The organism is Mesorhizobium sp. WSM4809 (assembly GCF_055811655.1).
Genome location: NZ_JBVVQW010000013.1, coordinates 46,029 through 69,656 on the forward strand (window position 1 = coordinate 46,029; position 23,628 = coordinate 69,656).

At 63.3% G+C, this 23,628-nt stretch carries 23 protein-coding genes; 15 read left to right on the top strand and 8 right to left on the bottom strand.

Translation table 11 applies throughout. The features are described 5' to 3' along the window. The first annotated feature begins 39 nt into the window (after window positions 1–39). The 5 genes from AC0L24_RS25285 to AC0L24_RS25305 are packed head-to-tail and all read left to right on the top strand — an operon-like array spanning window position 40 to window position 5,021. Window positions 40–978, top strand: coding sequence for a MurR/RpiR family transcriptional regulator (locus AC0L24_RS25285; protein ID WP_127807784.1), 939 nt, complete (start codon window positions 40–42; stop codon window positions 976–978). Further along, on the top strand, window positions 975–1,622 hold the full coding sequence (locus AC0L24_RS25290; RefSeq protein WP_127398956.1) for a cysteine hydrolase family protein: 648 nt from the start codon (window positions 975–977) through the stop codon (window positions 1,620–1,622). Before AC0L24_RS25285 ends, AC0L24_RS25290 begins: the two co-directional genes overlap by 4 nt. Further along, on the top strand, window positions 1,619–2,941 hold the full coding sequence (locus AC0L24_RS25295) for a type I glutamate--ammonia ligase (protein ID WP_127807785.1): 1,323 nt from the start codon (window positions 1,619–1,621) through the stop codon (window positions 2,939–2,941). The genes AC0L24_RS25290 and AC0L24_RS25295 overlap by 4 nt, the downstream gene beginning before the upstream one ends. Continuing rightward, window positions 2,941–3,708 (top strand): N-formylglutamate amidohydrolase, encoded by a 768-nt coding sequence (locus AC0L24_RS25300; RefSeq protein ID WP_127807786.1) that lies wholly within the window; start codon window positions 2,941–2,943, stop codon window positions 3,706–3,708. The genes AC0L24_RS25295 and AC0L24_RS25300 overlap by 1 nt, the downstream gene beginning before the upstream one ends. Next, window positions 3,705–5,021 (top strand): aspartate aminotransferase family protein, encoded by a 1,317-nt coding sequence (locus tag AC0L24_RS25305; RefSeq protein WP_127807787.1) that lies wholly within the window; start codon window positions 3,705–3,707, stop codon window positions 5,019–5,021. Before AC0L24_RS25300 ends, AC0L24_RS25305 begins: the two co-directional genes overlap by 4 nt. Window positions 5,022–5,091: 70 nt before the next feature. Here AC0L24_RS25305 and AC0L24_RS25310 read toward each other — a convergent pair whose 3' ends face one another. From AC0L24_RS25310 to uxuA, 4 genes are all read right to left on the bottom strand, one after another. After that, window positions 5,092–6,111 (bottom strand): NADP-dependent oxidoreductase, encoded by a 1,020-nt coding sequence (locus AC0L24_RS25310; RefSeq protein ID WP_127807788.1) that lies wholly within the window; start codon window positions 6,109–6,111, stop codon window positions 5,092–5,094. Between the two features lie 25 nt (window positions 6,112–6,136). Next, complete coding sequence (locus AC0L24_RS25315; protein WP_127807789.1) at window positions 6,137–7,459, bottom strand: LLM class flavin-dependent oxidoreductase; 1,323 nt, start codon at window positions 7,457–7,459, stop codon at window positions 6,137–6,139. 342 nt (window positions 7,460–7,801) lie between these two features. Continuing rightward, complete coding sequence (locus AC0L24_RS25320; protein ID WP_127807790.1) at window positions 7,802–8,821, bottom strand: isopenicillin N synthase family dioxygenase; 1,020 nt, start codon at window positions 8,819–8,821, stop codon at window positions 7,802–7,804. A gap of 316 nt (window positions 8,822–9,137) precedes the next feature. Beyond that, on the bottom strand, window positions 9,138–10,322 hold the full coding sequence (gene uxuA, locus AC0L24_RS25325; RefSeq protein WP_127807791.1) for a mannonate dehydratase: 1,185 nt from the start codon (window positions 10,320–10,322) through the stop codon (window positions 9,138–9,140). 98 nt (window positions 10,323–10,420) lie between these two features. Between uxuA and AC0L24_RS25330 the strand changes: the two genes are divergently transcribed. From AC0L24_RS25330 to AC0L24_RS25355, 6 genes are all read left to right on the top strand, one after another. Further along, window positions 10,421–11,206 (top strand): SDR family NAD(P)-dependent oxidoreductase, encoded by a 786-nt coding sequence (locus AC0L24_RS25330; protein WP_127807792.1) that lies wholly within the window; start codon window positions 10,421–10,423, stop codon window positions 11,204–11,206. 256 nt (window positions 11,207–11,462) lie between these two features. After that, window positions 11,463–12,815 carry an extracellular solute-binding protein gene (locus AC0L24_RS25335; protein ID WP_473564252.1) on the top strand — a complete coding sequence of 451 codons (1,353 nt, stop codon included), beginning with the start codon at window positions 11,463–11,465 and terminating at the stop codon, window positions 12,813–12,815. Between the two features lie 110 nt (window positions 12,816–12,925). Further along, on the top strand, window positions 12,926–13,864 hold the full coding sequence (locus AC0L24_RS25340; RefSeq protein ID WP_127807794.1) for a sugar phosphate isomerase/epimerase family protein: 939 nt from the start codon (window positions 12,926–12,928) through the stop codon (window positions 13,862–13,864). Beyond that, window positions 13,861–14,796 carry a carbohydrate ABC transporter permease gene (locus tag AC0L24_RS25345; protein ID WP_127807795.1) on the top strand — a complete coding sequence of 312 codons (936 nt, stop codon included), beginning with the start codon at window positions 13,861–13,863 and terminating at the stop codon, window positions 14,794–14,796. The genes AC0L24_RS25340 and AC0L24_RS25345 overlap by 4 nt, the downstream gene beginning before the upstream one ends. Beyond that, window positions 14,796–15,695 (top strand): carbohydrate ABC transporter permease, encoded by a 900-nt coding sequence (locus AC0L24_RS25350; protein WP_127397089.1) that lies wholly within the window; start codon window positions 14,796–14,798, stop codon window positions 15,693–15,695. Before AC0L24_RS25345 ends, AC0L24_RS25350 begins: the two co-directional genes overlap by 1 nt. A gap of 1 nt (window position 15,696) precedes the next feature. Next, window positions 15,697–16,767: a Gfo/Idh/MocA family oxidoreductase gene (locus tag AC0L24_RS25355; protein WP_127807796.1), complete on the top strand. Its 1,071-nt coding sequence runs from the start codon at window positions 15,697–15,699 to the stop codon at window positions 16,765–16,767. On the opposite strand, the gene AC0L24_RS25360 is transcribed toward AC0L24_RS25355, so the two are convergent. Both AC0L24_RS25360 and AC0L24_RS25365 read right to left on the bottom strand, forming a co-directional pair. Beyond that, a complete protein-coding gene (locus tag AC0L24_RS25360) occupies window positions 16,764–17,570 on the bottom strand; it encodes an SDR family NAD(P)-dependent oxidoreductase (protein ID WP_127397087.1) in 807 nt (268 codons plus the stop codon). The genes AC0L24_RS25355 and AC0L24_RS25360 overlap by 4 nt on opposite strands. Beyond that, window positions 17,567–18,424, bottom strand: a complete 858-nt coding sequence (locus tag AC0L24_RS25365) for an NAD-dependent epimerase/dehydratase family protein (RefSeq protein ID WP_473564253.1) — start codon at window positions 18,422–18,424, stop codon at window positions 17,567–17,569. Before AC0L24_RS25365 ends, AC0L24_RS25360 begins: the two co-directional genes overlap by 4 nt. Window positions 18,425–18,656: 232 nt before the next feature. Here AC0L24_RS25365 and AC0L24_RS25370 point away from each other — a divergent pair, with 232 nt between their 5' ends. Genes AC0L24_RS25370 through AC0L24_RS25380 form a run of 3 tightly spaced genes read left to right on the top strand, consistent with a single transcriptional unit; the run spans window position 18,657 to window position 21,130 of the window. Beyond that, window positions 18,657–19,301, top strand: coding sequence for a cysteine hydrolase family protein (locus AC0L24_RS25370; RefSeq protein WP_127399136.1), 645 nt, complete (start codon window positions 18,657–18,659; stop codon window positions 19,299–19,301). A 48-nt stretch (window positions 19,302–19,349) separates the two neighbouring features. Further along, window positions 19,350–19,892, top strand: a complete 543-nt coding sequence (locus tag AC0L24_RS25375) for a MarR family winged helix-turn-helix transcriptional regulator (protein ID WP_127807798.1) — start codon at window positions 19,350–19,352, stop codon at window positions 19,890–19,892. Window positions 19,893–19,936: 44 nt separating this feature from the next. Then, window positions 19,937–21,130, top strand: coding sequence for an amidohydrolase family protein (locus AC0L24_RS25380; protein ID WP_127399212.1), 1,194 nt, complete (start codon window positions 19,937–19,939; stop codon window positions 21,128–21,130). A 3-nt stretch (window positions 21,131–21,133) separates the two neighbouring features. Here AC0L24_RS25380 and AC0L24_RS25385 read toward each other — a convergent pair whose 3' ends face one another. Beyond that, on the bottom strand, window positions 21,134–21,718 hold the full coding sequence (locus tag AC0L24_RS25385; RefSeq protein WP_127329177.1) for an amino acid synthesis family protein: 585 nt from the start codon (window positions 21,716–21,718) through the stop codon (window positions 21,134–21,136). Then, a complete protein-coding gene (locus AC0L24_RS25390; protein WP_023809103.1) occupies window positions 21,715–22,299 on the bottom strand; it encodes an amino acid synthesis family protein in 585 nt (194 codons plus the stop codon). Before AC0L24_RS25390 ends, AC0L24_RS25385 begins: the two co-directional genes overlap by 4 nt. 255 nt (window positions 22,300–22,554) lie before the next feature. Here AC0L24_RS25390 and AC0L24_RS25395 point away from each other — a divergent pair, with 255 nt between their 5' ends. Then, window positions 22,555–23,559 carry a BMP family lipoprotein gene (locus AC0L24_RS25395; RefSeq protein ID WP_292137832.1) on the top strand — a complete coding sequence of 335 codons (1,005 nt, stop codon included), beginning with the start codon at window positions 22,555–22,557 and terminating at the stop codon, window positions 23,557–23,559. Window positions 23,560–23,628 lie beyond the last annotated feature (69 nt).

Sequence of the window (23,628 nt, forward strand, 5' to 3'; positions counted from 1 at the left end):
ACTCGACAAAACAAGAGAACACGGATTTCGGGGAGGCCCATGGCGATACGCGATGTTCTGATGCGCGGGGATCTTGCGCTGACGCCGTCGGAAGAGAAGATCGTCCGACTGCTGTTGACGGACTATCCGACCTCCGGCCTCGGCACCGCCTCATCGCTCGCCCGGCGCGCTGGCGTCAGCGATCCGACCGTGGTGAGACTGGTCGTCAAGCTCGGCTATGAAGGGTTTCCGGATTTCCAGGCGAAGCTTCTGGCCGAAGTCGAGGCAAGACTGCACTCGCCGCTGCTGATGATGGAGGCCAAGCGGCAGAGCGGCTCCAACGACAGCGCCGTGCTGGCCTATCTCGACAGCGTCACCACGGCCTTGCAGAAAGCCACCGCCGCGACACCTGTCCAGACATACGAGCGGGCGGCCCGCCTGCTGATGGAGGTCAAGGGCGAGATTGTCATGGTAGGCGGCCGTTTCAGCCGTCACATCGCCGGCATGCTGGCCGGCTATCTCGTACAGTTTCGCTCCGGGGTTCGCGATCTCGGCGTGCTTTCTCCGCAGACCTTCGACACGCTCGCCGACCTCGACCGCCGCGACGTGCTCGTCGTGTTCGACTATCGCCGCTATCAGCTCGATGTGATGGCCTATGCGAGCCAAGCGGCAGCGCTCGATGTGCGCATCGTGCTGTTCACCGACCAATGGCTGTCGCCGATATCAGATCTCGCCGAAGTCACCATCGTCAGCCCGCTCGAAGTCGCCTCGCCCTACGACACGCTGGCGCCGGCGATCGCCCAGATGGAGGCGCTGGTCGCCCATATCGTTTCGACGCTGGGCGACGACGCGCGCGCCCGCATCGAGCGGCTCGAAAGGGTGCGACATGCCAATGCCGTGACACTCGACAGCGACCCGCAAGAGAACGGCGCGCGCAAGATACCCGGACCCCGCAAGACGCCGGGACCCAAATCAGCAAAGCAGGACGACAAAGCATGACCCAGGCCCTACCCAAACGAGACGACGCCTTCCGTGCCGGCGAAACGGCCCTGCTGCTCGTCGACATGCAGCGCATCTGGCTGGAGCCGGGCGCAGATCCGTCGCATCCGGAGCGTGGGCCCGATCACTATTTCTACCGGCAGACAACGTCACAGACGATCCCCAACCAGGAGCGCCTGCTGGCCGCTGCGCGGGCCAATGGCGTCGAGGTGCTGCACACCATCATCCAGAGCCTGACCGAAGACGGCCGTGACCGCTCGCTCGACCACAAGCTGACGCCGATCCATGTCGCACCCAGCCTCCCGGAGGGTCTGCCGGTGCCGGCGCTGGCGCCGGTCGGCGACGAGATCATGCTGCCGAAGACGTCGTCGGGCATCTTCAACTCGACCAATGTCGACTATCTCCTCAAGAACCTCGGCATCCGCTATCTCGTCGTGGTCGGCGTGCTGACCGATCAATGCGTCGACATGACGGTGCGCGACGGCGCCGACCGCGGCTATCTTGTCACCTGCGTATCGGATGCCTGCGCCACCATTACGCAGGAACGCCACGACATCGCGCTCAAGGCCTTCGGCGGCTACTGCTGGGTGGCCGATACCGACACGGTCGTCGGCCGCTTCAACGCTTTGGGAAAACCGGCATGACATCGACTGTCGAGCCTCTGGTTGCCGTCGTCACCACGGATCTCTCCGCCGTCACGCGGGGCCGCTTCGTTGCCGAAAGCAAGTTGCAGAAGACCGCCACGACCGGCGTCGGTTGGCTGCAGGCCAATCTGTCGCTGACGCCGTTCAACTCGATCGTCGATCCCAACCCCTGGGGCTCGTCGGGCGACCTGCGGCTGATCCCCGATCTCAAGGCGCGCTTTCGCACGACACGTACCGGATCGGCGACGCCGTTCGACATGGTCGCCGGCGACATCGTCGAGCTCGATGGCAGCCCATGGCTCGGCTGCACCCGCACGATGCTGAAAGAGGCGTTGGCCGATTTGAAAGCCGCAACCGGCCTGTCGGTCATCGCCGCCTTCGAGCATGAATTCAATGTCGCCGACGGCGGCTTCGCGCCGGCGCATTCGATGTCTTTCGCCGCATTGCGCCGCACGGACCCCTTCGCGCCCAACCTGATGGCGGCGCTGGAGGAGGCCGGCGTTGCACCCGAAGTGATCATCGCCGAATTCGGCGACGAGCAGTTCGAGGTGACACACGAGCCGGCGGACGCGCTGAGGGCGGCGGACCGCGCCGTCGCCATCCGCGAAATCACGCGCGAATTGGCGCGCAATGCCGGCTGGCGTGCGAGCTTCGCGCCCAAAACCGCGCCAACTGCCGTCGGCAACGGCGTCCACATCCATTTCAGCTTCGTCGACGAGGCCGGCAAGCCGGTGACATACGATCCAACGCAGCCCGGAGGTCTTTCCGCCAAAGCCGGCGCCTTCTGTGCCGGCGTGCTGCGCCATCTGCCTGGAATGACCGCGATGACGGCGTCGAGCGTGTCGTCCTTCTACCGGCTGAAGCCGCACAGCTGGAGTTCGTCCTATACCTGGCTTGCCGACCGCGACCGCGAGGCGTCGCTGCGCATCTGCCCGACTGTGACGATCGGCGGACGCGATCCGGCGCGGCAATACAACATCGAATACCGGGCCGCTGACGCCACCGGCAATCCCTATCTGTCGCTGGCGGCGATCATCCGCGCCGGGCTGGAAGGGCTGAAGGCGGGCCTGCCGTCGCCGCCTTTGGTCACCGGCGACCCGACACTGATGAGCGAGGCTGAGCGGGCGAGTCTCGGTCTGGTGCGCCTGCCCGAAACCCTGCCGGCGGCACTGGACGCGTTGCTGGCCGACGGCATCGTGACGGGATGGTTCGCGCCTGTCTTCATCGAAACCTTCGTCGGCCTCAAGCGACATGAAGCCGAGCGTCTTGCCGGTCTCGATCCGGCCTCCATCTGCGATCTCTACCGGACGCTCTATTGATGACCGCGCAGGCCGGAAAAGATTGGCCCGAGGCCGTCGAGGTCCTCAACGAGCACGGCCGCTCCGATATCGTGCTGTTGTGCGAGCATGCGTCCAACCACATGCCGGCCGAGTATCGACAGCTCGGCCTCGATGCCAGCCATCTGCAGCGCCACATCGCCTGGGATATCGGCGCCGCCGAAGTGACCCGCCTGCTGTCGTCGAAGCTCGATGCACCGGCCTTCCTCAGCGGTTACTCGCGGCTGCTGATCGACCTCAACCGGCCACTGGGCACGTCAGGCAGCATTCCGGTGCTGTCGGAAGATACCGACATTCCCGGCAATGTCGGCATCGATGCGACGGAGCGGACCCGACGCGCCGAGATCATCTTTTCGCCGTTTCATGACCGGGTGACCGCGTATCTTGACCACCGGGCGCAAGCAGGCCGGCAGACGCGGATCGTGACGATCCATTCCTTCACGCCGGTCTTCCTCGGTGTCAGCAGACCCTGGCATGCCGGCGTGTTGCACGACCAAGCGAGAGATCTCGCCGAAACGATCCTTTCGGGCCTGCGCACCGACGCCGGGCTCAATGTCGCGGCCAACGTGCCCTATGTGATCAGCCGCGACGCCGATTACGCCGTGCCCATTCATGGCGACGATCGCGGCATCCCCGCCGTCCTCGTCGAGATCCGGCAGGATTTGCTGTCGACGCGGTCCGGCATCGAAGAATGGGCGGACCGGCTGGCGGCGGCACTGCCGGCGCTCGAAACGGAACCCGTGTCGTGAGCAATCTCAGCCTGCGCGAACGTGATGCCGCGACCATCGCCCAGATCGGCAAGCTGCGTTTCTCCCCGCTCAGCGTCATCGGCGGCCGGGGCAACCGGCTGATCGAGGAAGGCGGCCGCTCCTTGCTCGACCTGTCGGGATCGGCCGGTCCGGCGGTGCTCGGCTACGGCCATCCGGCAATCGTCGAAGCGGTCGAGACGTCGATCCGCGACATGGCGGGCGCCAGCCTGCTGCTCTACCCGAACGAGCCGGCTGTATCGCTGGCGGAGCGGCTGCTGGCGATTACGCCCGGAGAAGGCGAACGGCGCGTCTGGTTCGGCCATTCCGGGTCGGATGCCAACGACTGCGCGGTGCGCGTGCTGCAGGCAGCCACTGGCCGCTCGCGCTTCATCTCGTTCATCGGTTCCTATCACGGCAATCTCTCCGGCTCGATGGGCATCAGCGGCCATACCGCCATGACCCACACGCTGCCCCGGCCGGGCGTGCTTCTGCTGCCCTATCCCGATCCGTTCCGACCGAATTTCAGCAGCGAGGACGTGCTGGCCCTGCTCGACTACCAGTTCGAGACCACCTGCCCGCCCCATCAGGTCGCGGCGGTGTTCATCGAGCCGTTGATGTCGGATGGCGGGCTGATCGTGCCGCCGCCCGGCTTTCTCAAGGCATTGCAGCAGCGTTGCCGCAAGCACGGCATCAAGATTGTCGTTGACGAGGTCAAGGTCGGGCTCGCCCGCAGCGGCATGATGCACTGCTTCCAGCATGAAGGACTGACGCCCGACCTCGTCGTCTTTGGCAAAGGCATCGGCGGTGGCTTGCCGTTGTCGGCCGTGATCGGCCCTAAGGAGATCATGGACCATGCGCCGGCCTTCGCGCTGCAGACAACCGCGGGCAATCCGGTGGCGACATCGGCCGGCAACGCGGTGCTGAAGACGATCGAGACGGACGGCCTGGTCGAGCGCTCGGCGCGAATCGGCATGCTGTTTTCCGACGCGCTGCGAGCCCTTGCCGCCAGACACGAGATCATCGGCGACGTGCGCGGGCGCGGCCTTGCCATCGGCGTCGACCTGGTCAAGGACCGCACGACACGTGAGCCGGTTGCGGCGGCGACCACGGCCAAGATCATCTATCGCGGCTATGAGTTGGGTGCAGCCTTCACCTATGTCGGGTTGAAGGCCAATGTGCTGGAGTTCATGCCATCGCTGACGCTGACGGAAGACGAGATGACCGAGGGCGTCGCGATCGTCGACCAGGCAATCGCTGACGTGAATGCCGGCAAGGTCTCGGATGCGGACGTCGCCTCCTTCATGATGTGGTGAACAAAAAAGGCGCCGCGCCGGGCTGCGACAGCGATTGTCTCGGCAGCCCCGGCTCATCGTTGTGCAACAATTATTCCGCGATACGCACGATCAGCTTGCCGAAATTCCTGCCTTCGAGAAGGCCGAGAAAGGCCTGAGGCGCATTTTCGATGCCATCCACGATATCTTCCCTGTAGCGGACGCGGCCGGACGCTATCCATTCGGCCATCTCACGATAGAAGGCCGGGCGCTGGTCGACAAATTCGCGCTGGATAAAACCCCTGATCGTCAGGCTGCGGTGCAGCACTTGCTGCATCAATGTCGGCAACCGGTCGGTGCCGGCATCCGCGATGACGTTGTACTGCGCGATCAGCCCGCAGACCGGCACACGCGCAAATTCGTTCAGCAGCGGAAACACCGCGTCCCAGACAGGACCGCCGACATTTTCGAAATAGATGTCGATGCCGCCGGGGCAAGCTGCCTTCAACTGCTCTGCAAAATCGTCGGCCCGGTGATCGACGACCGCGTCAAAACCGAGCTCTTCTCGCACGAAGGCGCACTTTTCGGCACCGCCGGCAATGCCGACGGCACGCGCACCCTTGATGCGCGCGATCTGGCCAACGGCCGACCCGACCGCGCCGCTGGCGGCCGCGACGACGACCGTCTCGCCAGGCTTCGGCTGCCCGATGGTGAGCAGACCGGCATAGGCCGTGAAGCCCGGCATGCCGAGCACGCCGAGCGCGGTTGTTATGGGTGCAGCCGCGGGATCGAGCTTGCGCAGCCCGGCACCGTCGGACAGGGCGAAACTCTGCCATCCGGAGTGGGACAGGACGATGTCGCCTTCAGCAAATTCCGGATGGCGAGAGATCATCACACGCGCGACGGTGCCGCCTTCCATCACGCCGTCGACATCGACCGGCTTGGCATAGGATTTGGTGGCGTTCATACGACCGCGCATATAGGGATCGAGCGACAGATAAAGGATCTGCAACAGCAGTTCGCCCTCTCCCGGCTGGACAAGGTCCACTGTTTCGATGCGGAAATCGCTTGGCTTCGGCCGGCCTTGCGGTCGCGCCGCGAGCACGATGCGGGTGTTGGTCTGGGTCGACATTGGAGACCTCTCTGCGAAGAACGCTCTAATCGAAAAACCGGTTGGGCGGCCGCTTCAGGCCGAGATTCTCGCGCAGCGTCGATCCCTCATACTGTCGCCGGAAGATCCCTCGCCGCTGCAGTTCGGGCACGACTTTCTCGGCAAAATCATCGAGCCCGGCGGGCAGATAGGGAAACATGATGTTGAACCCGTCGGAACCCTCGCCGACCAGCCATTCCTCCATCTCGTCGGCGATTGTTTCAGGTGTGCCGACAAAGGCAAGGCCGGAATAGCCGCCCAGCCTTTGCGCGAGCTGCCTAACCGTCAGGTTTTCTTGGCGCGCCAATTCGATGACGCGCTCGCGGCTGCTCTTGCTCGCATTGGTCTCGGGGATTTCCGGCAAGGGCGCATCCAGGTCAAAACCGGATGCGTCATGCCCGATCGTGATCGACAGCGAGGCAATGCCGCTCTCGTAATAGACGAGGCTGTCGAGCTTCGCCCGCCTGGCCTGCGCGTCCTCGACGCTGTCGCCGACAACGACAAAGGCGCCCGGCAGGATCTTGATGTCGTCGCGTGACCGGCCAAGTCTCTCCGCACGGCCTTTGACGTCGGGGAAGAAGCGCTGCCCCGAGGCGAGATCGGCATGGGCGGCAAAAATGACCTCAGCTGTTTCGGCCGCCAGCTGGCGGCCTGCCTCCGAGGCGCCGGCCTGGACGATGACCGGCCAACCCTGCACCGGGCGCGCGATGTTGAGAGGACCGCGCACCGAGAGATGCTCGCCCTTGTGATCGAGCACATGCAGCCTGGCCGGATCGAAATAGAGCCCGCTTTCGGCATCGCGGATGAAGGCATCGTCGGCAAAGCTGTCCCACAAGCCGGTGACGACATCGTAGAATTCCCGCGCCCGCCGGTAGCGCTCGTCATGTTCGACATGCTCGTCGAGGCCGAAGTTGAGCGCGGCATCCGGATTGGACGTGGTGACGATGTTCCAGCCGGCGCGCCCGCCGCTGATATGATCGAGCGAGGCGAAGCGGCGGGCGATATGATAGGGCGCATCGAAGGTGGTCGATGCGGTGGCGACCAGACCGATGTGGTCGGTGACGGCGGCGAGCGCCGACAAAAGCGTGAACGGCTCGAACGAGGTGACCGTGTGACTGCGCCGCAGCGCCTCGATCGGCATGTTGAGGACGGCCAGATGGTCGGCCATGAAGAAGGCGTCGAACTTCGCCGCCTCCAGGGTCTGAGCGAAGCGCTTCAGATGCGCGAAATTGAAATTGGCATCGAGATAAGCGCCCGGGTAACGCCAGGCGCCGGTGTGCAGGCTGACGGGGCGCATGAAGGCGCCGAGGCGCAATTGTTTCCGTGTCATGAAAGTCGTTCCGAGCGATCGATACAGTCGAGCAGCAGTGCTCGAATCCTTACCTCAGGATCGGACGGTCCGCCCAACTCGGGAAGGTATTCTGTTCCGCAATGCCGGGCTTTTGCAGCATTTCAGTTTTGTGCCCGAGACCCGAGATAAAAAATGGCCGGGCTCGAATACGGCCCGGCCAAAAGAAGGTTAAAACCTTCAGAGGGGAACACCGCTCGGCGGAATGGGAGGAAACCACCGAACGATTTTACCTGTTTGGGCTTATTTCGAAGCCTTGGCGACGAATGGCATTCCAAAAAACACCCAAAACGGCAAAAATTCGTGCGCCATATTGTAGAATCCTTACGAGCCCGCGGCTCCGGTCTCGAGAAGATCGGCGTAGTGGCGGCGTGCCACGTCGGGATGGGAACGCAGCCGACTTTTGAGCACATTGGTGCCGACATCGCGGAACAATGGGTTGTCGGGATCGCTTGCCGGTCCCCGTGCCTGCGCCGCCAGTTCCTCGGAAAGGCCGAGAAGCGGAATGGTCGCATCGAGCCGGGCGCTGAAGAAGAAGGGAACGGAAATCCGCTCAACGCCGGCAGGCGGCGTCACGACGCGGTGCACGGTGGCGCGCAGATATCCATTCGATGCCAGTTCGAGCAGTTCGCCGATGTTGACGACCAGCGTTCCAGGCAGCGGATCCACATTCACCCAGCTTCCGTCATATTCGACCTGCAGCCCCTTGTTGTCGTCCTGCAGCAGCAGGGTCAGGAAACCGCCATCCTTGTGCGCGCCGACGCCCTGGTCGCCTTCGGTCGCGTCACGGCCGGGATAACGCACGATCTTCATGCGATGGTTGGGCGAGTCGCGGTAGATCGCGTCGAAGGCATCCTCGGGTTGATCGAGCGACAGCGCGAAGGCCTTCAGCAGCCGGATCGCCACCGCTGTCGCCTTGGTCTGCCATGCAAGCAACGCCGGCTTGAGTTCAGGCAGTGCAGACGGCCACTGGTTCGGCCCTTGCAGCCGTGTCCACGGTGCAATTCCAGGCCCTTGCGCTATGGGCTGGCGCTCGACACCAATGTCGAGTTGCTCACGCCAGTCGGCCGCGCCCTTTGTCAGTTCGCCACCAGCGCGGGTGTAGCCGCGGAACTGCTGGGATTTGACCATTTCGATCGCCAGCTTGTCGGACTGAGGCAGCGCGAAGAACCGGCGTGAGGCATCGAGCACGTCGTTGATCTCCGAGGTCGAAATTCCGTGGCCGCTGAGGTAGAAGAAGCCGACGTCCCGCGCCGCCGTGCGCAGGTCCAGGAGAAAGGTACGATATTCGGACGCACCTTGTTCGAGACGGCTCAGATCGAGCACCGGCACAATTCTGGGCATGGTCAGGTTCCTTCTTTTCTCTGCCTTGGCTTAGGAGAAGTAGAAGCGACCACCGGCAAGAGCTTCGAGAATGAATGCATCTCAAAGTGACACGCAAGGCGTGCCGATCAAAGCAACAAGAAGTCCAATCTGGCCCGAATGGAAGAACGTCAGCGCTGCATATTGTGAACTGCCGGCAAATAATTTCCCGACACGTGCTTTACCCGCCATGCCTCTCGTAGGCCGCACTTTCCAGTGCGACATCGTATAAGTCACAGCGGAAGCGCAACCGCGCGTGATCGCCTGTAAATCCGCCAGCCGACCGGCCGGAGCGCATTCAAGCCAGCTCGAACCGCTCGATGGCGCGCATGATGCCACGCAGCTCGGCGAGGCCTTTCAGCCGGCCGATCAGCGAATAGCCAGGATTGAGCCTGGTCTTGCCGATATCGTCGGCGAGCAGATGGCCATGGTCGGGCCGCATAGGAATGCGCCAGTCGGCGCGGCCTTCCCGACGGCGGCGCGCCTCTTCCTGCATCAGAGCCAGGATAACATGCGCCATGTCGGTGCCGCCCTCGAGATGCTCGGCCTCGTGGAACGAGCCGTCATCCTCGATGGTGATGTTGCGCAGATGGGCGAAATGGATGCGGTCGGCGAACTCCTTGATCATGGCGACGATGTCGTTGTCGGCGCGCGTGCCATAGGAGCCGGTGCAGAACGTCAGGCCGTTGGCGGGGCTGTCGACGGCGTTGAGGATGAAACGCGCATCCTCGGCGGTCGAAACGATGCGCGGCAGGCCATAGAGCGAGAAGGGCGGGTCGTCGGGATGGATGCACATGCGCACCCCCTCCTCTTCGGCCACCGGAATGATCTCGCGCAGGAACCAGGCAAGGTTGTCGCGCAGCTCCTTCGGTCCGATCGCATCATAGTCCGCCAGGGCCTCGCGAAAACTGTCCCTGTCATAGCTGCGCTCGGTCGCAGGCAGGCCGGCGATCAGGTTGCGCTCGATCCTGTCGATCGCTTCGCTGCTCAATTCCTTCAGCCGCGCTTCCGCCTCGGCAATGCGGGCGGGGGTATAGCCGGCCTCGGCATTGACGCGCTTCAGCACAAACAAATCGTAGGCCGCGAAATCGATCGCGTCGAAACGCAACGCATAACCTGTCGTTGGCAGCCGATAGGCGAGATCCGTGCGCGTCCAGTCGACCACCGGCATGAAATTGTAGCAGACCGTCGCAATGCCGGCCTTGGCGAGCGCGCGAATTGAGTCACGATAATAGCCGGCATAGCGCTCGCGTTCCGGCGCGCCGATCTTGAATGAATTGTGGACCGGAATGCTCTCGACCACCGACCATGTCAGGCCGGCGGCCTCGATGACACGCTTGCGCTCCAGAATGCTCTCGAGCGGCCAGGCGCGCCCGTCATAGATATCGTGCAAGGCGCTCACCACGCCGGTCGCACCGGCCTGCCTGACATGATCGAGCGTTACCGGATCGTTCGGTCCATACCAGCGCCAGCACTGTTCCATTGCCGCTTCCTTCTGCGAGAGAACGGCAACCTATTGTTGGACCACAATGGGTGTCAAACTAGGAACGGTTTCGGACAGCGAATGAAGGAGTTTTCCCAATGAAGGATTTCGACGGCAAGGTGGCTTTGGTGACGGGGACGACCGGGATTGGCCTCGCAACCGCCAGACGCCTCGCTGCAGGGGGTGCTGCGATCGTCGCCTGCGGCATCGACCGCGCGGCCAACGCTGCGCTGAAAGCGGAACTGGAAAGCTCCGGAGCCGGGGCGCTGGTCATAGACGCCGACGTCTCCGTGCCCGATCAGGTTCGCGACGCGGTCGCGGCCGGCGTGGAGCGGTTCGGCGGCCTCGATATCATCGTCAATTCGGCGGCGGTGCATCCGTACGGAACCGCGACCAGCACCGATTTCGAGACCTGGAACAGGGCGATGTCGGTCAATGTCGGGTCCATCTATCTGACCGCGCATTTCGGCATTCCGGAAATGGTCCGCAGGGGCGGCGGCGCCATCGTCAACGTCGCTTCGGTGCAGGGCTTTGCCTGCCAGCAAAACGTCGCCGCCTATGCCACCACCAAGGGCGCCATCCACACGCTGACGCGTGCCCTGGCCCTCGACCATGCGCGCTCCGGCATCCGCGTCAATTCCGTCAGCCCCGGCTCGATCCGCACCCCGATCCTGGAGAAGGCCGCCCGCGGCGAGAACGGCACGGATGCCGATGTCGAGGCCGCCTACAAGCGCTTCGGCGAAGCGCACCCCATCGGGCGCATCGGCGAGCCGGAGGAAGTGGCCGAACTCATCGCTTTCCTGTGTTCGTCGAAGGCCGGCTTCTGCACTGGCGCGGACTACAAGATCGATGGCGGCCTGACCGCCGGCATCGGCGTGAAGTAGATCGCGAAGATTGGGGCTTGTCCGTTACCGGGAGCAGCCAGCATCCGACCATTGGTTTGCCGATCTTCTTGCAGATCAATGCCCAAGCAAATTGAACACCGCACGGGCCACGCCGACATGAAAGGGGCGTTCGATCGATGAATTAATAGGCATTCTTGCCGATTGACAAAAACATCAACAGGCGACCAAGATCATATGACCATCAACGATATTGGTCCCGAGGTTGCCCCTCGGCATTGGCGTAAAGGAGAGCCAGATGCCCCTTCAGCAGAGAGTGACCCACCGTCCGAAACAATGTCCCGCCGCTCCCATCCTTGCCACCGCACTGCTAGGCCTCGGCCTGATTACACTGCCCGGCATCGGCCACGCCGAAGGGATCACGCTCAAGATTTTCGGCGGCTCGGCGCTCGACGAACTCGCGCCGCGTCAACCGCCGGACGAGCAGAAGAAAATCCAGCAGCAGGTCATCGACGGTTTCCTCAAGGCCAACCCCGACGTCGCCGCCGTCGAGTGGGATGCCCAGGGGCCGCAAACCGATTCCATTCAACGCGTGATGACAGCCAAGCTTGCAAACCAGGAAATGGATCTGATCGCCTGCCCGGCCTTCTACACCAATGGCGCCTATGTCAGGCGCAAACTGGTGATGCCGATTACCGACAAGATCAAGCCGTTCCAGGACAGGATCGACGCCGCTGCACTTGGCGCCTTCACGGTCAACGGCCAAGTCTACGGGGTGCCGATCTCGACGCTGTCGACATCGACGATCTTCTACAATGTCGATCTCTTTCAGAAGCTCGCCATTCCTGTCCCGCCAACCTATGACGATCTGAAGGCAGCCGTGCCGAAGTTCAAGGCCGCGGGCGTGATCCCTCTGCTGCATCAGGGCTCGAACACCGTGATGTGGCCGATGTGGTACTTCGAGACCTTTTCGCAGGCATCGGGCGACCCGGTCGGCAAGACGCAGAAGAACCTCGAAGGCACGGCGAAATTCACCGACGCGCCCGATGTCGAGGGATTCAAGCTGATCAAGCAGTGGGTCGATGACGGCATCCTTTCCAAGGATTCGCTTTCCGTCGACCAGGACGGCATGCGTGCGGCGTTCGCCGCCGGCAAGAGCGCCATGTATTATGGCGGCACCTGGGAAATCCCGTCGCTCCAGTCGAGCGTCAAGGACTTCAAATGGGGCGTCTTCGCCTTTCCGAAAATGGACGGAACGCCGGGCGCGCCTGGCCATGGCGGCGGCGCCGACAACGGCATGTGCGTCGCCTCCTCGATCCCGCCCGAGAAGCTCGATGCCGCGGTCAAATTCATCGAATATCTGACACGGCCTGAAGTCGCGACGCTCTACCTCGCGCCGGAACAGCCGATCGCGGCCTCGATCAAGGGCGTGCCGCAGGTGGACGATGCCTATGCCGTCGAATTGCGCAAGCAAGCCTTCCCGAACACGATCAAGTTCCTCGACTGGATCTGGCCATCCGAGGTCGCGAGCGCCACGTCTTCGGCAATCGCCGGCATCGTCGGCGGCACCACGACGCCCGAAGACGCCGCCGCATCGATCCAGACCATCTTCGATGACCTCAACGCCCAGGGCAACTGGCCGCCCAAATGAGGCCCTGAAGTAGCGCCTGCAAGCGAGCGCCCATCCAGCCGGGCTGATGTGCCAGGCAAGAAAAACAGAGGCTGCCTGCTTCGGGCAGCCTCGCCCATCGGAGAAAACACATGATGACACATCGCGCCGAACGGCAGCGCTTCTCGATCGGCTATCATCTGAACAGCTGGGACCTGACCGGCCTTCCGCTCAGGCCGGCCATCAAGTTTCTCGCCGACCAGGGCTTCGGCTGGTTCGAAATCCTCGCCTTCACCAGCCTGTCGGACCAGTACGCTCGCAAGTACATGCAGCTCGGCAACCAGGCGCCGATGGGAGTGACCACCGACACCGACATCTTGCGGCGCTATGCGCTGCTGTCGGAAGGCCAGAGCGAGTATGGCATCAAGCTCTCCTCCTTCTACGTCAATGCGATTTTCACCAACCCTGTCGCCTGGACCTATGAACGGGACGTTCTCGTCGCGCTGGCCAGGCTGCTGAAGGGGTTCGGCTCACCGGTGCTGGTTCTCGGCGGCGGTCCATCGGAAGCCGCTGCCGGGGCGCACACGGCCGACGACTACCGGGCCTTTTGCCGGGCGCTCGAGGATATCGGCAAGCGGACGAAGGACCTTGGCATCGAGACGGTCTATCACCCGCATCTCGACACCTTCATCGAGCGTCGCGACCAGCTCGATCGCATGATGGATGAACTGGATACCGGTCTGGCCGGCCTGTGCATCGATCCGGCGCATCTTGCCCACACCAATTCCGATCCGGTCGACGCGGTCAAGACCTACATTTCAGCCGTGCGCTACATGCATTTCAAGGACACCAGGGTCGATCCGGCGCTGAAGGGCTATGACCGCTATGGCGCCTTTTGCGAGCTCGGCGCCGGGGTCGTCGATCTCGCTGGCATCGTCGACGTCCTGCTGGATGCAAACTACGATGGCCTCGCCATCATCGAGCTGGATGCGTCCAAGAAAACGGCAGAGCAAAGCACGCTCGAGAGCATCGCCTATGTCAGGGACACGCTCGGGCTGGTGCTGACCCCGCAAGGCGCGAAGGCCACATGAGCACGCGACCGCAAGAGGCGGCTCCTGTTTCGAGCCGATCCGGCACCTGGCGCTTCAATGCCGGGGACGGGGCGGTCGCATTCGTCATGATCCTGCCCGCCGCGATCCTCTTCGGTCTTTTCTACCTCTGGCCGTTCGTCAACGGCTTCTGGCTCAGCCTGCACAATTGGGACGGGTTTTCCGACCCGACCTGGGCAGGTATTTCCAACTACAAGCGGCTCGTGCACGATCGGATCTTCCTCGGTGCGCTGCGCAACAATTTGATTTTCGTCTTTGCCGTCGTCGTCCTGAAGAACGTGCTCGGCCTCGGGCTGGCGCTGCTTCTGAACCGGGCGCTGCTTGGCCGCACCTTCTTCCGCGCCGCCGCCTTCGTCCCGGTGACGATGTCCTTCGTCGCCGTCGGCCTGCTCTGGTCCTGGATCTACAATCCGGTCTTCGGCCTGCTCAACAGCGGGCTCGATCTCATTGGCCTCGCCGGGCTGAAACGATCATGGCTTGGCGACGCCGACATCGCGCTCTACTCGATCATCGTCGTCGATGTCTGGAAATGGCTTGGCTTCCATGCCGTCATCTATCTGGCCGGGCTGCAGACGATTCCCTCGGAGCTTTATGAATCGGCGAAGATGGACGGCGCCGGCCCCTTGCAGCGCTTCCGGCACGTCACCGTTCCGATGATGATGCCGATCATCTTCATCAACACCATCCTCGGCCTCTCCGGCGCCTTCGTGCGCAATTTCGACATCGTCTATGTCCTGACCAAGGGCGGCCCGAACCACGCCACCGAAGTGGTGCTCACCTACATGATGAGCAAGGCCTTCCAGGACGGCGCCATGAGCTACGCCGCGGCGATCGGCTATGTGCTGTTCATGATCGTCGGGCTGGCCAGTGTCGGCCTGCTGGCCCTGATGCAGCGGCAAAGGCTCGACGTCTGATGAGAGCCGCCAACCTTTCGCTGAACGATGGCGCCGCCGGCTCTCGCCGTCGCGGGCTCATGCAGCGCCTCGGCATGCGCGGCATCCTCGAAATTGGCGGCATCTATGCCGCGCTCATTCTCGTGCTCTTCGAGACCCTTTATCCGCTGCTTTGGGTGCTGTTCGGTTCGCTCAAAACCAAGCAGGAAATGCTCAGCAATGTCTGGGGTCCGCCATCGAGCCTGGTGCTGCAGAACTATGCCGATGCCTGGCGGATCGCCGGCATGGGATCGCGCATCGTCAACAGCATCTTCGTCACCGGCTCGGCATTGATCATCCTGGTGGCCGTCGCGACGCCGTGCGCCTATGCGGTGGCGCGTCTTCGTTTCCCCGGACGCGGTCTTGTGATCGCAGTCGCGGTTGCGGCCATGCTGGTGCCGCCGCAGGTGATGGCCATTCCGCTGTTCCTGGTGGCGCGCGATCTCGGCCTGATAAACAGCCGGCTCGGCATTGCCTTCATCTATGCCGCGACGTCGCTGCCGCTTTCGGTCTTCATCCTGCGCAGCTTCTTCATCACATTGCCGGCCGACCTCGAAGATGCCGCGCGCATCGATGGCGCCAGCCGGCTCGAGATCCTGATCCACATCATGCTGCCCCTGGTGCGGCCGGGCGTGGCGCTGATCCTCATCTTCGGCTTCATCGAGATCTGGAACGATTTCTTCCTGGCCTTCCTGCTGTTGCGCGACCCTTTGGTGCAGACCATCCCGCTAGGACTGGTCAGCTTCTTCCAGCAATACGACTCGCTCTGGACGCTCTATTTCGCCGCGTTGACGATCACGACACTGCCGGTGATCGTCGTCTTTGTCGCCATGCAACGGCAGTTCATCGCCGGCCTGACAGCCGGCGCCGTGAAGGGTTGACATGCAGGATCGCGTTATTGGCGTCGGCGTCATCGGCTGCGGCGAGATCGCCCAGCTGATGCACTTGCCCTATCTCATGGAATTACCGGCGTTTCGCATCGCCGCCTTGTGCGACATCTCTCCCGGCACGGTCGACAAGGTCGCGGAACATTATGGCGTCACTGCCAGATATACCGACCATCGCGCGCTGCTTGCCGACCCGAATGTCGATGCGGTCGTGATCTGCACCTACGATCATGGCGAGATGGTCGCCGATGCAATCCGAGCCGGCAAACACCTGATCGTCGAGAAGCCGCTTGCCTTCACGCCGCAGGAGGCGCGCCCGCTTGTCGAGCAGGCCGAGCGGAGCGGCCTCGTCGCCCTTGTCGGCTACATGAAATTCTATGATCCCGGCTATGAGACCGGGCTGGAGCGCATCGCCGCTATCGGCCGGCCGAAGTCGATCCATGTCCACGATTTCGCGGGCCGCTTCGACCGTTATGGCCAACTCTACACCCAGACCAGGGTCACCGACGTGCCGGCCGATGTGTTGGCGGCGGGGCGCGAAACGGTCGCTCGGCGCATCGAGGCGGCGCTCGGTGTGGACCATGCCGGCTATCGCGATCTCTATCTTGTACTGCTCAGCCTCGCCAGCCACGACCTTGCCGTCATGCGCGGTGCTTTCGGCACGCCCGACCGCGTCGTCCATGCGCAACAGACCGGCCCGAACCAGTTGCTGGCCGTGCTCGACTATGGCGGCGTCCCTTGCCTCTTCGACATGGCACTTGCCCAGTATGAATGGTGGGACGAGTGGATCCATGTGCATGGCGAGCGCGACGAGGTGCGGATCGAATTCCAGAACCCCTATTTCCGCAATGCCTCGGCGACTGTCCGGCTACGTGAAACGACAGGCGAGGCTGCATCCGAACGCGTTCTGCCTGGCGTTCCTGATACGTCGTTCCGCCGCGAGTGGCTGCATTTCGCCGATTGCATCCTTGCCGGTGTTAAGCCGCGCACGCCGCTTTCGGGCGGGCTCGCCGATCTCGATCTTGCCGTCCGGATCATCCAGGCAATGCCGCCGAAAAGACTTTAGCGAAATTTCGGAAACGCGCCGCCGGCCGGCGCGTTGGCCCAGCTCTGCAAGGTCTGGCCGCCGTCGATCAGCCAATCCACGCCTGTGACGTGCTTCGCCTCGTCGGAGGCCAGGAAAGCCAGGGCGGCCGCGACATCGTCCGGCTGGCCGATGCGGCGCAACGGAATGCGGTCGGCGAAATGCTGGACGCTGCTCTTGAATTCGCCGTCGCCGGAAGCCGGCACGCCAAGCGTCGTCTCGATCACGCCGGGGCAGATGGCATTGACGCGTATGCCATAGGGCGCGGCATCGAGCGCCGCGACCCGCGTCAGGCCGACCACGCCGTGTTTGGAAGCGACATAGCCAGCTCCCCCCGAAAGGACGTCCCAACCGGCCATGGACGAGCCCATGTTGACGATCGAGCCACCGGTCCCGGCCTTGATCATCGCCCGAAGCGAAGCCTGCAGCACGAGGAAGATGCCGCGCAGATTGATGCGGATGGTCGTATCCCAGTCCTCGACCGGCAGGTCGTGAACGGGAGCGACGACGCCGGAAATGCCGGCATTGTTGAACACCACGTCGAGGCCGCCGAACGTCTCAACGATCGCCTCGACGGCGCGCCGCACATCCGCTTCGTCGGTGACGTCGGCTTCGATGGCAATGGCGTTTTCACCCAGTGAGCGAGCCAGTTGCTGCGCCGCCGCGCCATTGCGGTCGACAATGGCGACCCGTGCGCCTTCGTCAAGGAAACGCCGCACCGCTGCGCTGCCGATCGCGCCCGCGCCGCCGGTGACGAGAACATTCTGTTTGTCGAACCGTTTCATTGTCCGGCCTCCGGCTTCGGATAGGAACGCCACGAATGGCTTGGCTCGAAGCCGATCGTTTCGCGCGCATGGATCGTGTCGAGCACGGCGCCGAAACCGGCGATCGGCCGTGACAGGGGGACATCAGGGTAGACCCGGCGCAAAAGCGCTTCGGTTTCCTCTTCCATGAATGTGTCGGCGGCGCTGAGGAGGACGCGCAGATGGCCGTCGCCTTGCCATTCAAGCGCCCGCAGGAAGCCCTGACCGGCGTCGCGCCCATCAAGATAGGCCCACAGGTCACGGGCACTGTCGGCAGTGGCGCGGCGCGGCGCGACGCCCTCGAAAAAAGAACCCGGCGTCTGGATCCACGGCATGCGGATACTGACCGCCGAAAAGGCGCCGCGGCGCACCGCCGCGTCGACGATTTCCTCGCCCAGCCATTTCGACAGGCCGTACGGGTCCTGCGCGCCGACCGGATGGTTCAGGTCGACCGGCAGATAGGGCGGTCGAACAGGTTTCTCGAAAAAGGGATAGCCGAAAACGCTGAAGGACGAGGCATAGACGAAGCGCCTGGCGCCGGCCATGGCAGCTGCCTCGACCACATTGTAGGCGGTCGCGATGTTGGTCTTGAACACCTCGCCGCCGGCCCGGCCGGTCGGCTTTTGCGGAATGGCCGCGACATGCACAACCGCATCGCAATCGCGCACCAGCTGCAGCGTCGACCCCAGATCGGTCAAATCGGCGGTTGCGTGGCGCCATGCGACCTCACCCGGCACTACGGCATCGACACCAAGCACATCGTGGCCGGCCGCAACCAGAGCCTCGGCCACATGGCGGCCAAGCAGGCCACTGGCTCCGGTGACGATGGTTTTCATATCTCGACCTCGGCTCCGCAATTAAGCGGCTTGAATATCATTGATGGTCATACAAATCGAGCACATGCCTGACAAGCGTTGTCAAGGCCATTTCGCGATGGACAAATAGCGCATACGCTTGTCGGAGCGCGGTGCGCAAGGCCGACCAGCACGCTTTGCGTCGAACGGGATTGACTTGGCATCCACTAGGGTTTTTTGTATGAGCATCAACGATCGGTCAAAGGAGCTCGCCATGTCCGTGGACAGTTTTTCCTCACATCGGCACGATGACGCGGTGCGTCTCGATTCACGCCGTGCAGCCGTTGTCGTCATCGATATGATCAATGAATTCTGCAAGCCCGGCGGGGCCATGGTCCTGCCTGGGTACGAGACGCTGGTCGGGCCGCAACTGGCCGTGATCGAGGCCGCGCGCGCCGCCGGCGTGCCGGTGATCTGGGTCCATGACAGCCACCGGCCGGGCATGCGACGCGAGCGCGAATGGCTGAAGCGCACGCCGCATTGCCTGGACGGAAGCTGGGGGCCGGAGATCATCGAGGATCTCGGCGCCCGCGATGATGAGATCCATGTGATCAAGCGGCGCTACTCGGCCTTCTTCCAAACCGACCTCGACCTGACGCTGAAAGACATGCAGATCGATCAGTTGATCATCTTCGGCGTGGTCACCAATATCTGTGTGCGCTCGACCGTCCACGATGCCTTTTTCGAGGGCTATGAGGTGGTAGTGCCAAGCGATTGCTGCGCGGCAACGGGACCACGCGAGCAGGAAAGCTCGCTGTATGACATAGCGACCCATTTCGGCGTGATCAGCGATTCGGCTGATGTCGTCGCAGCCCTCCGCGACGGGACATCGCTTCAACCAGCGAGGGTTGCGGCTTGAGCTTTTTCCGGCCGGCGACATCCAAGACAGCGGCGATAGGAGTCCGGTGTGACGACTGAAAAGAAACCGCAATCCAAAAAAGGCGAAACGCCGGGAGGCGATGCACCCCTGAGCCGCGAGCAGGTGCTGCAGCAGTACGCCGGGACCGGCTATGAACTGGACCGCCACCCGGCGCACGTCATCCGCCGGGCGCATCAGCGCGCGACGTTGCGCTTCCAGCAGGTCATGGCCGGCGAAGACCTTTCGCCAACGCAATTCGCGGCGCTCGCCACGATCCTCAAGCATGGCGAAGTTTCGCAGAACCATCTCGGCCGGCTGACGGCGATGGACCCATCGACCATCAGCATCGTCATGCGCAAACTGCTCAAACACGGGCTGATCACGCGCAGCGCCTCCGAAACCGACCAACGCCTGACGATGATCGCGCTGACCAGCAAAGGGACCGACTATACGCTGGAGCGGCTCGAACGCAGCGTCGAGGTCGGGCGGCGGTTCCTGTCGCCGCTCTCACCGGCCGAGCAGGCGACGCTGCTTCGCCTGCTCCAGCGCATCAACGACGACGACCCATCGAATGGCGACGGCGGCAAATAAGCTGCGTCCAGTCCTTTTTTCCATAACAGCAAAAGTGAGAACCGATGTCGTCCGACCTCCAGTCGTCTGCCAACACGCTCGTCGTCCGCAATATCGGTCTCATGCTGAGTGGCGATCTAGCACAACCGATCATCGACGCCGACACCATCGTCGTGACCGATGGACGTATCACCGGCATTGGCAAGGCAGGCGACATTGATGGCGGCAGCGCGGCGACGGTCATCGATGCGATGGGCTGCGCGGTCGCGCCGGGTCTTATCGACAACCACGCCCATCCGGTGGCCGGCGACTGGACGCCTCGGCAGAACCAGATCGGCTGGATGGATTCGACCGTGCATGGCGGCGTCACCACCATGATCTCGGCGGGGGAAGTCCACACGCCGGGCCGACCGCGCGACCTGGTCGGGCTGAAGGCGCTGGCGATCGCTGCCCAACGCACCTTCTCCAACTTCCGTCCGAACGGCATGAAGATCCTGGCCGGGGCACCGATCCTGGAACCCGGCCTTACCGAGGAAGACTTCCGCAGTCTCGCCGAGGCCGGCGTGACGCTTGTCGGCGAGGTCGGGCTTGGCGGCGTCAAGGATGGGCCGACCGGCCGGCAGATGATCGCCTGGGCGCGCAAATACGGCATGACCTCGATGACCCACACGGGCGGCCCGTCGCTGCCCGGCTCCGGCCGCATCGGCGCGGATGTCGTGCTGGAGGTCGACGCCGACATTGTCGCCCACGTCAATGGCGGGCCAACCGCCCTGCCCGACGCGGAAATACGGCAGATCTGCGAGAAGGGCTCGAGGGCGCTTGAAATCGTCCATAACGGCAATTTGCGCACCGGACTGTTCGTGCTCGACCTGGCACGGCAGCGCGGCGAACTTTCGCGCGTCATCCTCGGCACCGACAGCCCGGCCGGATCCGGCGTGCAGCCGCTCGGCATCCTGCGGACGCTCACCATGCTGGCTTCGCTGGGCGGCATCGCGCCGGAAGTGGCGTTCTGTCTTGCCAGCGGCAACACGGCGCGCGTGCGCAGACTGGACGATCGCGGTTTGATCGAGGTCGGTCGCGCCGCCGACCTGATCTTCATGGACCAGGCGATCGGCGGCGCCGGCGACGGGCTGCTCGACAGCGTGGCGCTCGGCAATCTTCCAGGCATTGGAATGGTCGTCATCGACGGCGTGGTGCGGACCGGCCGGAGCAGAAATACGCCTCCGGCGCTCCGGGTGCCGGAAATCCTGGCGGCCTGACGGTCAGCCGACGCCGTCAATCCCGACAATCTTGTCCTTGGTCAGCCCGCCGACGCGCGGGTGCGGCCTGCCGGAATCGGTGACGGCGATAGCGACGACGATCTCGTCGGCACGCGGTGCGTCGGGAACACGAACCTCCATGCCGTCGAAATGGCTGCGCACCCGCGCCGCATCCTTGTGACCGAGCGGAATATCGAGCGACACGCCGAGGCCGCCGCGCTTCTTCGATGAAGGAATGAGCGCGGCGCCCTTGCCAAGCACATCGCGGAACGGGGCGCCGAGCTTTGGATGAAGGATGGCGGCGGCATGTTCGAGCTCGCCATCGGCGCCGACGGCGGCGGCCTTGCCGAAGCTCTCGACCCGGTCGCCGGCAATGCCCAGAGCAGCGACCGCGCGCCTGGGCAAGATATCGCCCAAGGCTTCGCCTATGGCGCTCAGTGCCGACAGGTCCTCGACATAGGTACCCGCATAGGGGTTGCGGATCACCGCAATGGCTGCGGCACGCCGCGTCGGCGGATCGACGGGCCGTCCGCCTTCGATCCGGGTTTCCTCGACGATGGTGATGATGCGGCGAATTTCCGGGCTCATCGCAATCCGTCCTCGCCCTTGATGTCGGCGGCAGCAAGGCCGCCGACCCGTGCATGGACGCGTGCGCCGGTGGTCATCGCCAGGATGACCGCCATTTCGTCGCCGCGCGGCGCATCGGCAATGCCTATCTCGATCGCATCGAAATGGCTGCGCACATAGGAGGCGTTTATGTGCGTGATCGGGATGTCGATGCGCGTTCCGGGGCCGCCGACCTTCTTGGTCGAAGGCACGATCGCCTTGGCATTGCCGAGCAGTTCGCGCATCGCATAGCCGCCCGGATTGTGCCAGAGCGCGCCATGTTCAAGCTCGCCGGCGGCGCCGACTATGGCACCCTTGCCATAGCCTTCGATGGCCTGGCCGCCTTCACCAATGGCGTCGATCAGGCGCCGGGCCATATCGAGACCGAGCGGCTTCAGGTCTTCCATGAAGCCGGTGATCTCCTCGACATAGCGTCCGGCAAAAGGGTTGGCGATGACCGCGACGACCGCGCCTCGCTTGAGCGGGCGTGCCGCGTGGGGTCCGCCCTCATGGAATATCTCTTCGACCTGAACCAGAAATTTCCTGACCACCACAGCCGGCATTGTTTCGCTTCCTTCATCCCGTCGTTCATGAAAACTCATTAGAGTATCAACAATTATGCCCGTCGACATTTGTCAAGCGCAGACGTCGAGCACGTGGGCGAAGGGCCAAGAAAACTGCATCGGATGACGATTGACAGCCTGTTAAGCCGCTCCTAAACTCATATGACCATCAACGAACTCGCCGTTATTACGGCGACATGTGGGGGATGGTCAAAGCGCGGCTTCAAAAGCTGAAAAAAGCTGAAGGGGAATGACATGAAAAGGGCGCTCAAGAGTTTATTTCTGGCCGGCACGATGCTTGCCATTTCGTTCGGACCGGCCGCCGCACAGGCCAAGGTTTCCGTGGCCGCCATCTCGGGATATTTTGCACAGGGTTTTGGCGTTTCGATCGTCAACGGCCTCAACAAGGCCAAGACCGATTTCGGCATCGACCTCAAGCTTGTCGACACCGGCAATCGCGCGCTCGACTACCAGCAGCAGTTCGAGAATCTTGCCAAGGGCAAGCAGTACGACCTCATCTTCGTGATGGGCTGGGAGCTGGTGGACTCGCTGCAAAAGGTCAGCGCCGAATATCCCGACCAGCGCTTCGTGTTCATCGATGGCGTCCTCGACAACCCCAAGATGATCTACGCCAATTTCGCCGAGGAGCAGGGATCCTTCGTGGCCGGTGCACTTGCCGGCATGATCGAAGCCAAGGGCACCGCCTTCGACAAGATCGGCGACGGCAAGGCGATCGGCTTTGTCGGCGGCCGCGATATTCCGGTGATCCGCAACTTCCTGGGCGGCTACGAGCAAGGCGCCAAATATGCCGCGCCCGACGTCAAGGTAAACTCCGTCTTCGCCGGAACCTTCGACGACCCGGCCAAGGGAAGCGAACTTGCCCAGGCGCTTTACGGCCAAGGCTCCGACATTGTCTACAACGTCGCCGGCCCGACGGGTGAAGGCGTGATGCAGGCAAGTGCCGCGGTCGACAAATATTCGATCGGCGTCGACATCGACATGTGCGGCTCGGCTCCCGGAAATGTGCTCGCCAGCATGCTGAAGCGCGGCGACATCGCCGTCTACACGCTGATCAAGGACGAGGTCGAGGGCCGCAAGATCACCGCCGGCACCCGCACTTTCGACCTCGCCTCGGGCGGTGTCGAGGTCAAGGTCTGCGATGATATTGCCCCAAAGATCTCCGCTGACGTGACCGCCAAGCTGGACGAGATCAAAAAGGGCATCGTCGACGGCAAGATCGTGATCGCCAAGGCAAAGTAAGCCAACAACAGCGCCTCCCTCCCAAGAAAGCGCTACACTGATCCGCCGCGGCTTGCCGCGGCGGATCAG

Excerpts from the sequence above, each read along its gene's own strand:
- AC0L24_RS25285 (WP_127807784.1), top strand. The coding sequence starts at position 40 with ATGGCGATACGCGATGTTCTGATGCGCGGGGATCTTGCGCTGACGCCG.
- AC0L24_RS25290 (WP_127398956.1), top strand. The coding sequence starts at position 975 with ATGACCCAGGCCCTACCCAAACGAGACGACGCCTTCCGTGCCGGCGAA.
- AC0L24_RS25295 (WP_127807785.1), top strand. The coding sequence starts at position 1,619 with ATGACATCGACTGTCGAGCCTCTGGTTGCCGTCGTCACCACGGATCTC.
- AC0L24_RS25300 (WP_127807786.1), top strand. The coding sequence starts at position 2,941 with ATGACCGCGCAGGCCGGAAAAGATTGGCCCGAGGCCGTCGAGGTCCTC.
- AC0L24_RS25310 (WP_127807788.1), bottom strand. The coding sequence starts at position 6,111 with ATGTCGACCCAGACCAACACCCGCATCGTGCTCGCGGCGCGACCGCAA.
- AC0L24_RS25315 (WP_127807789.1), bottom strand. The coding sequence starts at position 7,459 with ATGACACGGAAACAATTGCGCCTCGGCGCCTTCATGCGCCCCGTCAGC.
- AC0L24_RS25320 (WP_127807790.1), bottom strand. The coding sequence starts at position 8,821 with ATGCCCAGAATTGTGCCGGTGCTCGATCTGAGCCGTCTCGAACAAGGT.
- uxuA (WP_127807791.1), bottom strand. The coding sequence starts at position 10,322 with ATGGAACAGTGCTGGCGCTGGTATGGACCGAACGATCCGGTAACGCTC.
- AC0L24_RS25330 (WP_127807792.1), top strand. The coding sequence starts at position 10,421 with ATGAAGGATTTCGACGGCAAGGTGGCTTTGGTGACGGGGACGACCGGG.
- AC0L24_RS25335 (WP_473564252.1), top strand. The coding sequence starts at position 11,463 with ATGCCCCTTCAGCAGAGAGTGACCCACCGTCCGAAACAATGTCCCGCC.
- AC0L24_RS25340 (WP_127807794.1), top strand. The coding sequence starts at position 12,926 with ATGATGACACATCGCGCCGAACGGCAGCGCTTCTCGATCGGCTATCAT.
- AC0L24_RS25345 (WP_127807795.1), top strand. The coding sequence starts at position 13,861 with ATGAGCACGCGACCGCAAGAGGCGGCTCCTGTTTCGAGCCGATCCGGC.
- AC0L24_RS25350 (WP_127397089.1), top strand. The coding sequence starts at position 14,796 with ATGAGAGCCGCCAACCTTTCGCTGAACGATGGCGCCGCCGGCTCTCGC.
- AC0L24_RS25355 (WP_127807796.1), top strand. The coding sequence starts at position 15,697 with ATGCAGGATCGCGTTATTGGCGTCGGCGTCATCGGCTGCGGCGAGATC.
- AC0L24_RS25360 (WP_127397087.1), bottom strand. The coding sequence starts at position 17,570 with ATGAAACGGTTCGACAAACAGAATGTTCTCGTCACCGGCGGCGCGGGC.
- AC0L24_RS25365 (WP_473564253.1), bottom strand. The coding sequence starts at position 18,424 with ATGAAAACCATCGTCACCGGAGCCAGTGGCCTGCTTGGCCGCCATGTG.
- AC0L24_RS25370 (WP_127399136.1), top strand. The coding sequence starts at position 18,657 with ATGTCCGTGGACAGTTTTTCCTCACATCGGCACGATGACGCGGTGCGT.
- AC0L24_RS25380 (WP_127399212.1), top strand. The coding sequence starts at position 19,937 with ATGTCGTCCGACCTCCAGTCGTCTGCCAACACGCTCGTCGTCCGCAAT.
- AC0L24_RS25385 (WP_127329177.1), bottom strand. The coding sequence starts at position 21,718 with ATGAGCCCGGAAATTCGCCGCATCATCACCATCGTCGAGGAAACCCGG.
- AC0L24_RS25390 (WP_023809103.1), bottom strand. The coding sequence starts at position 22,299 with ATGCCGGCTGTGGTGGTCAGGAAATTTCTGGTTCAGGTCGAAGAGATA.
- AC0L24_RS25395 (WP_292137832.1), top strand. The coding sequence starts at position 22,555 with ATGAAAAGGGCGCTCAAGAGTTTATTTCTGGCCGGCACGATGCTTGCC.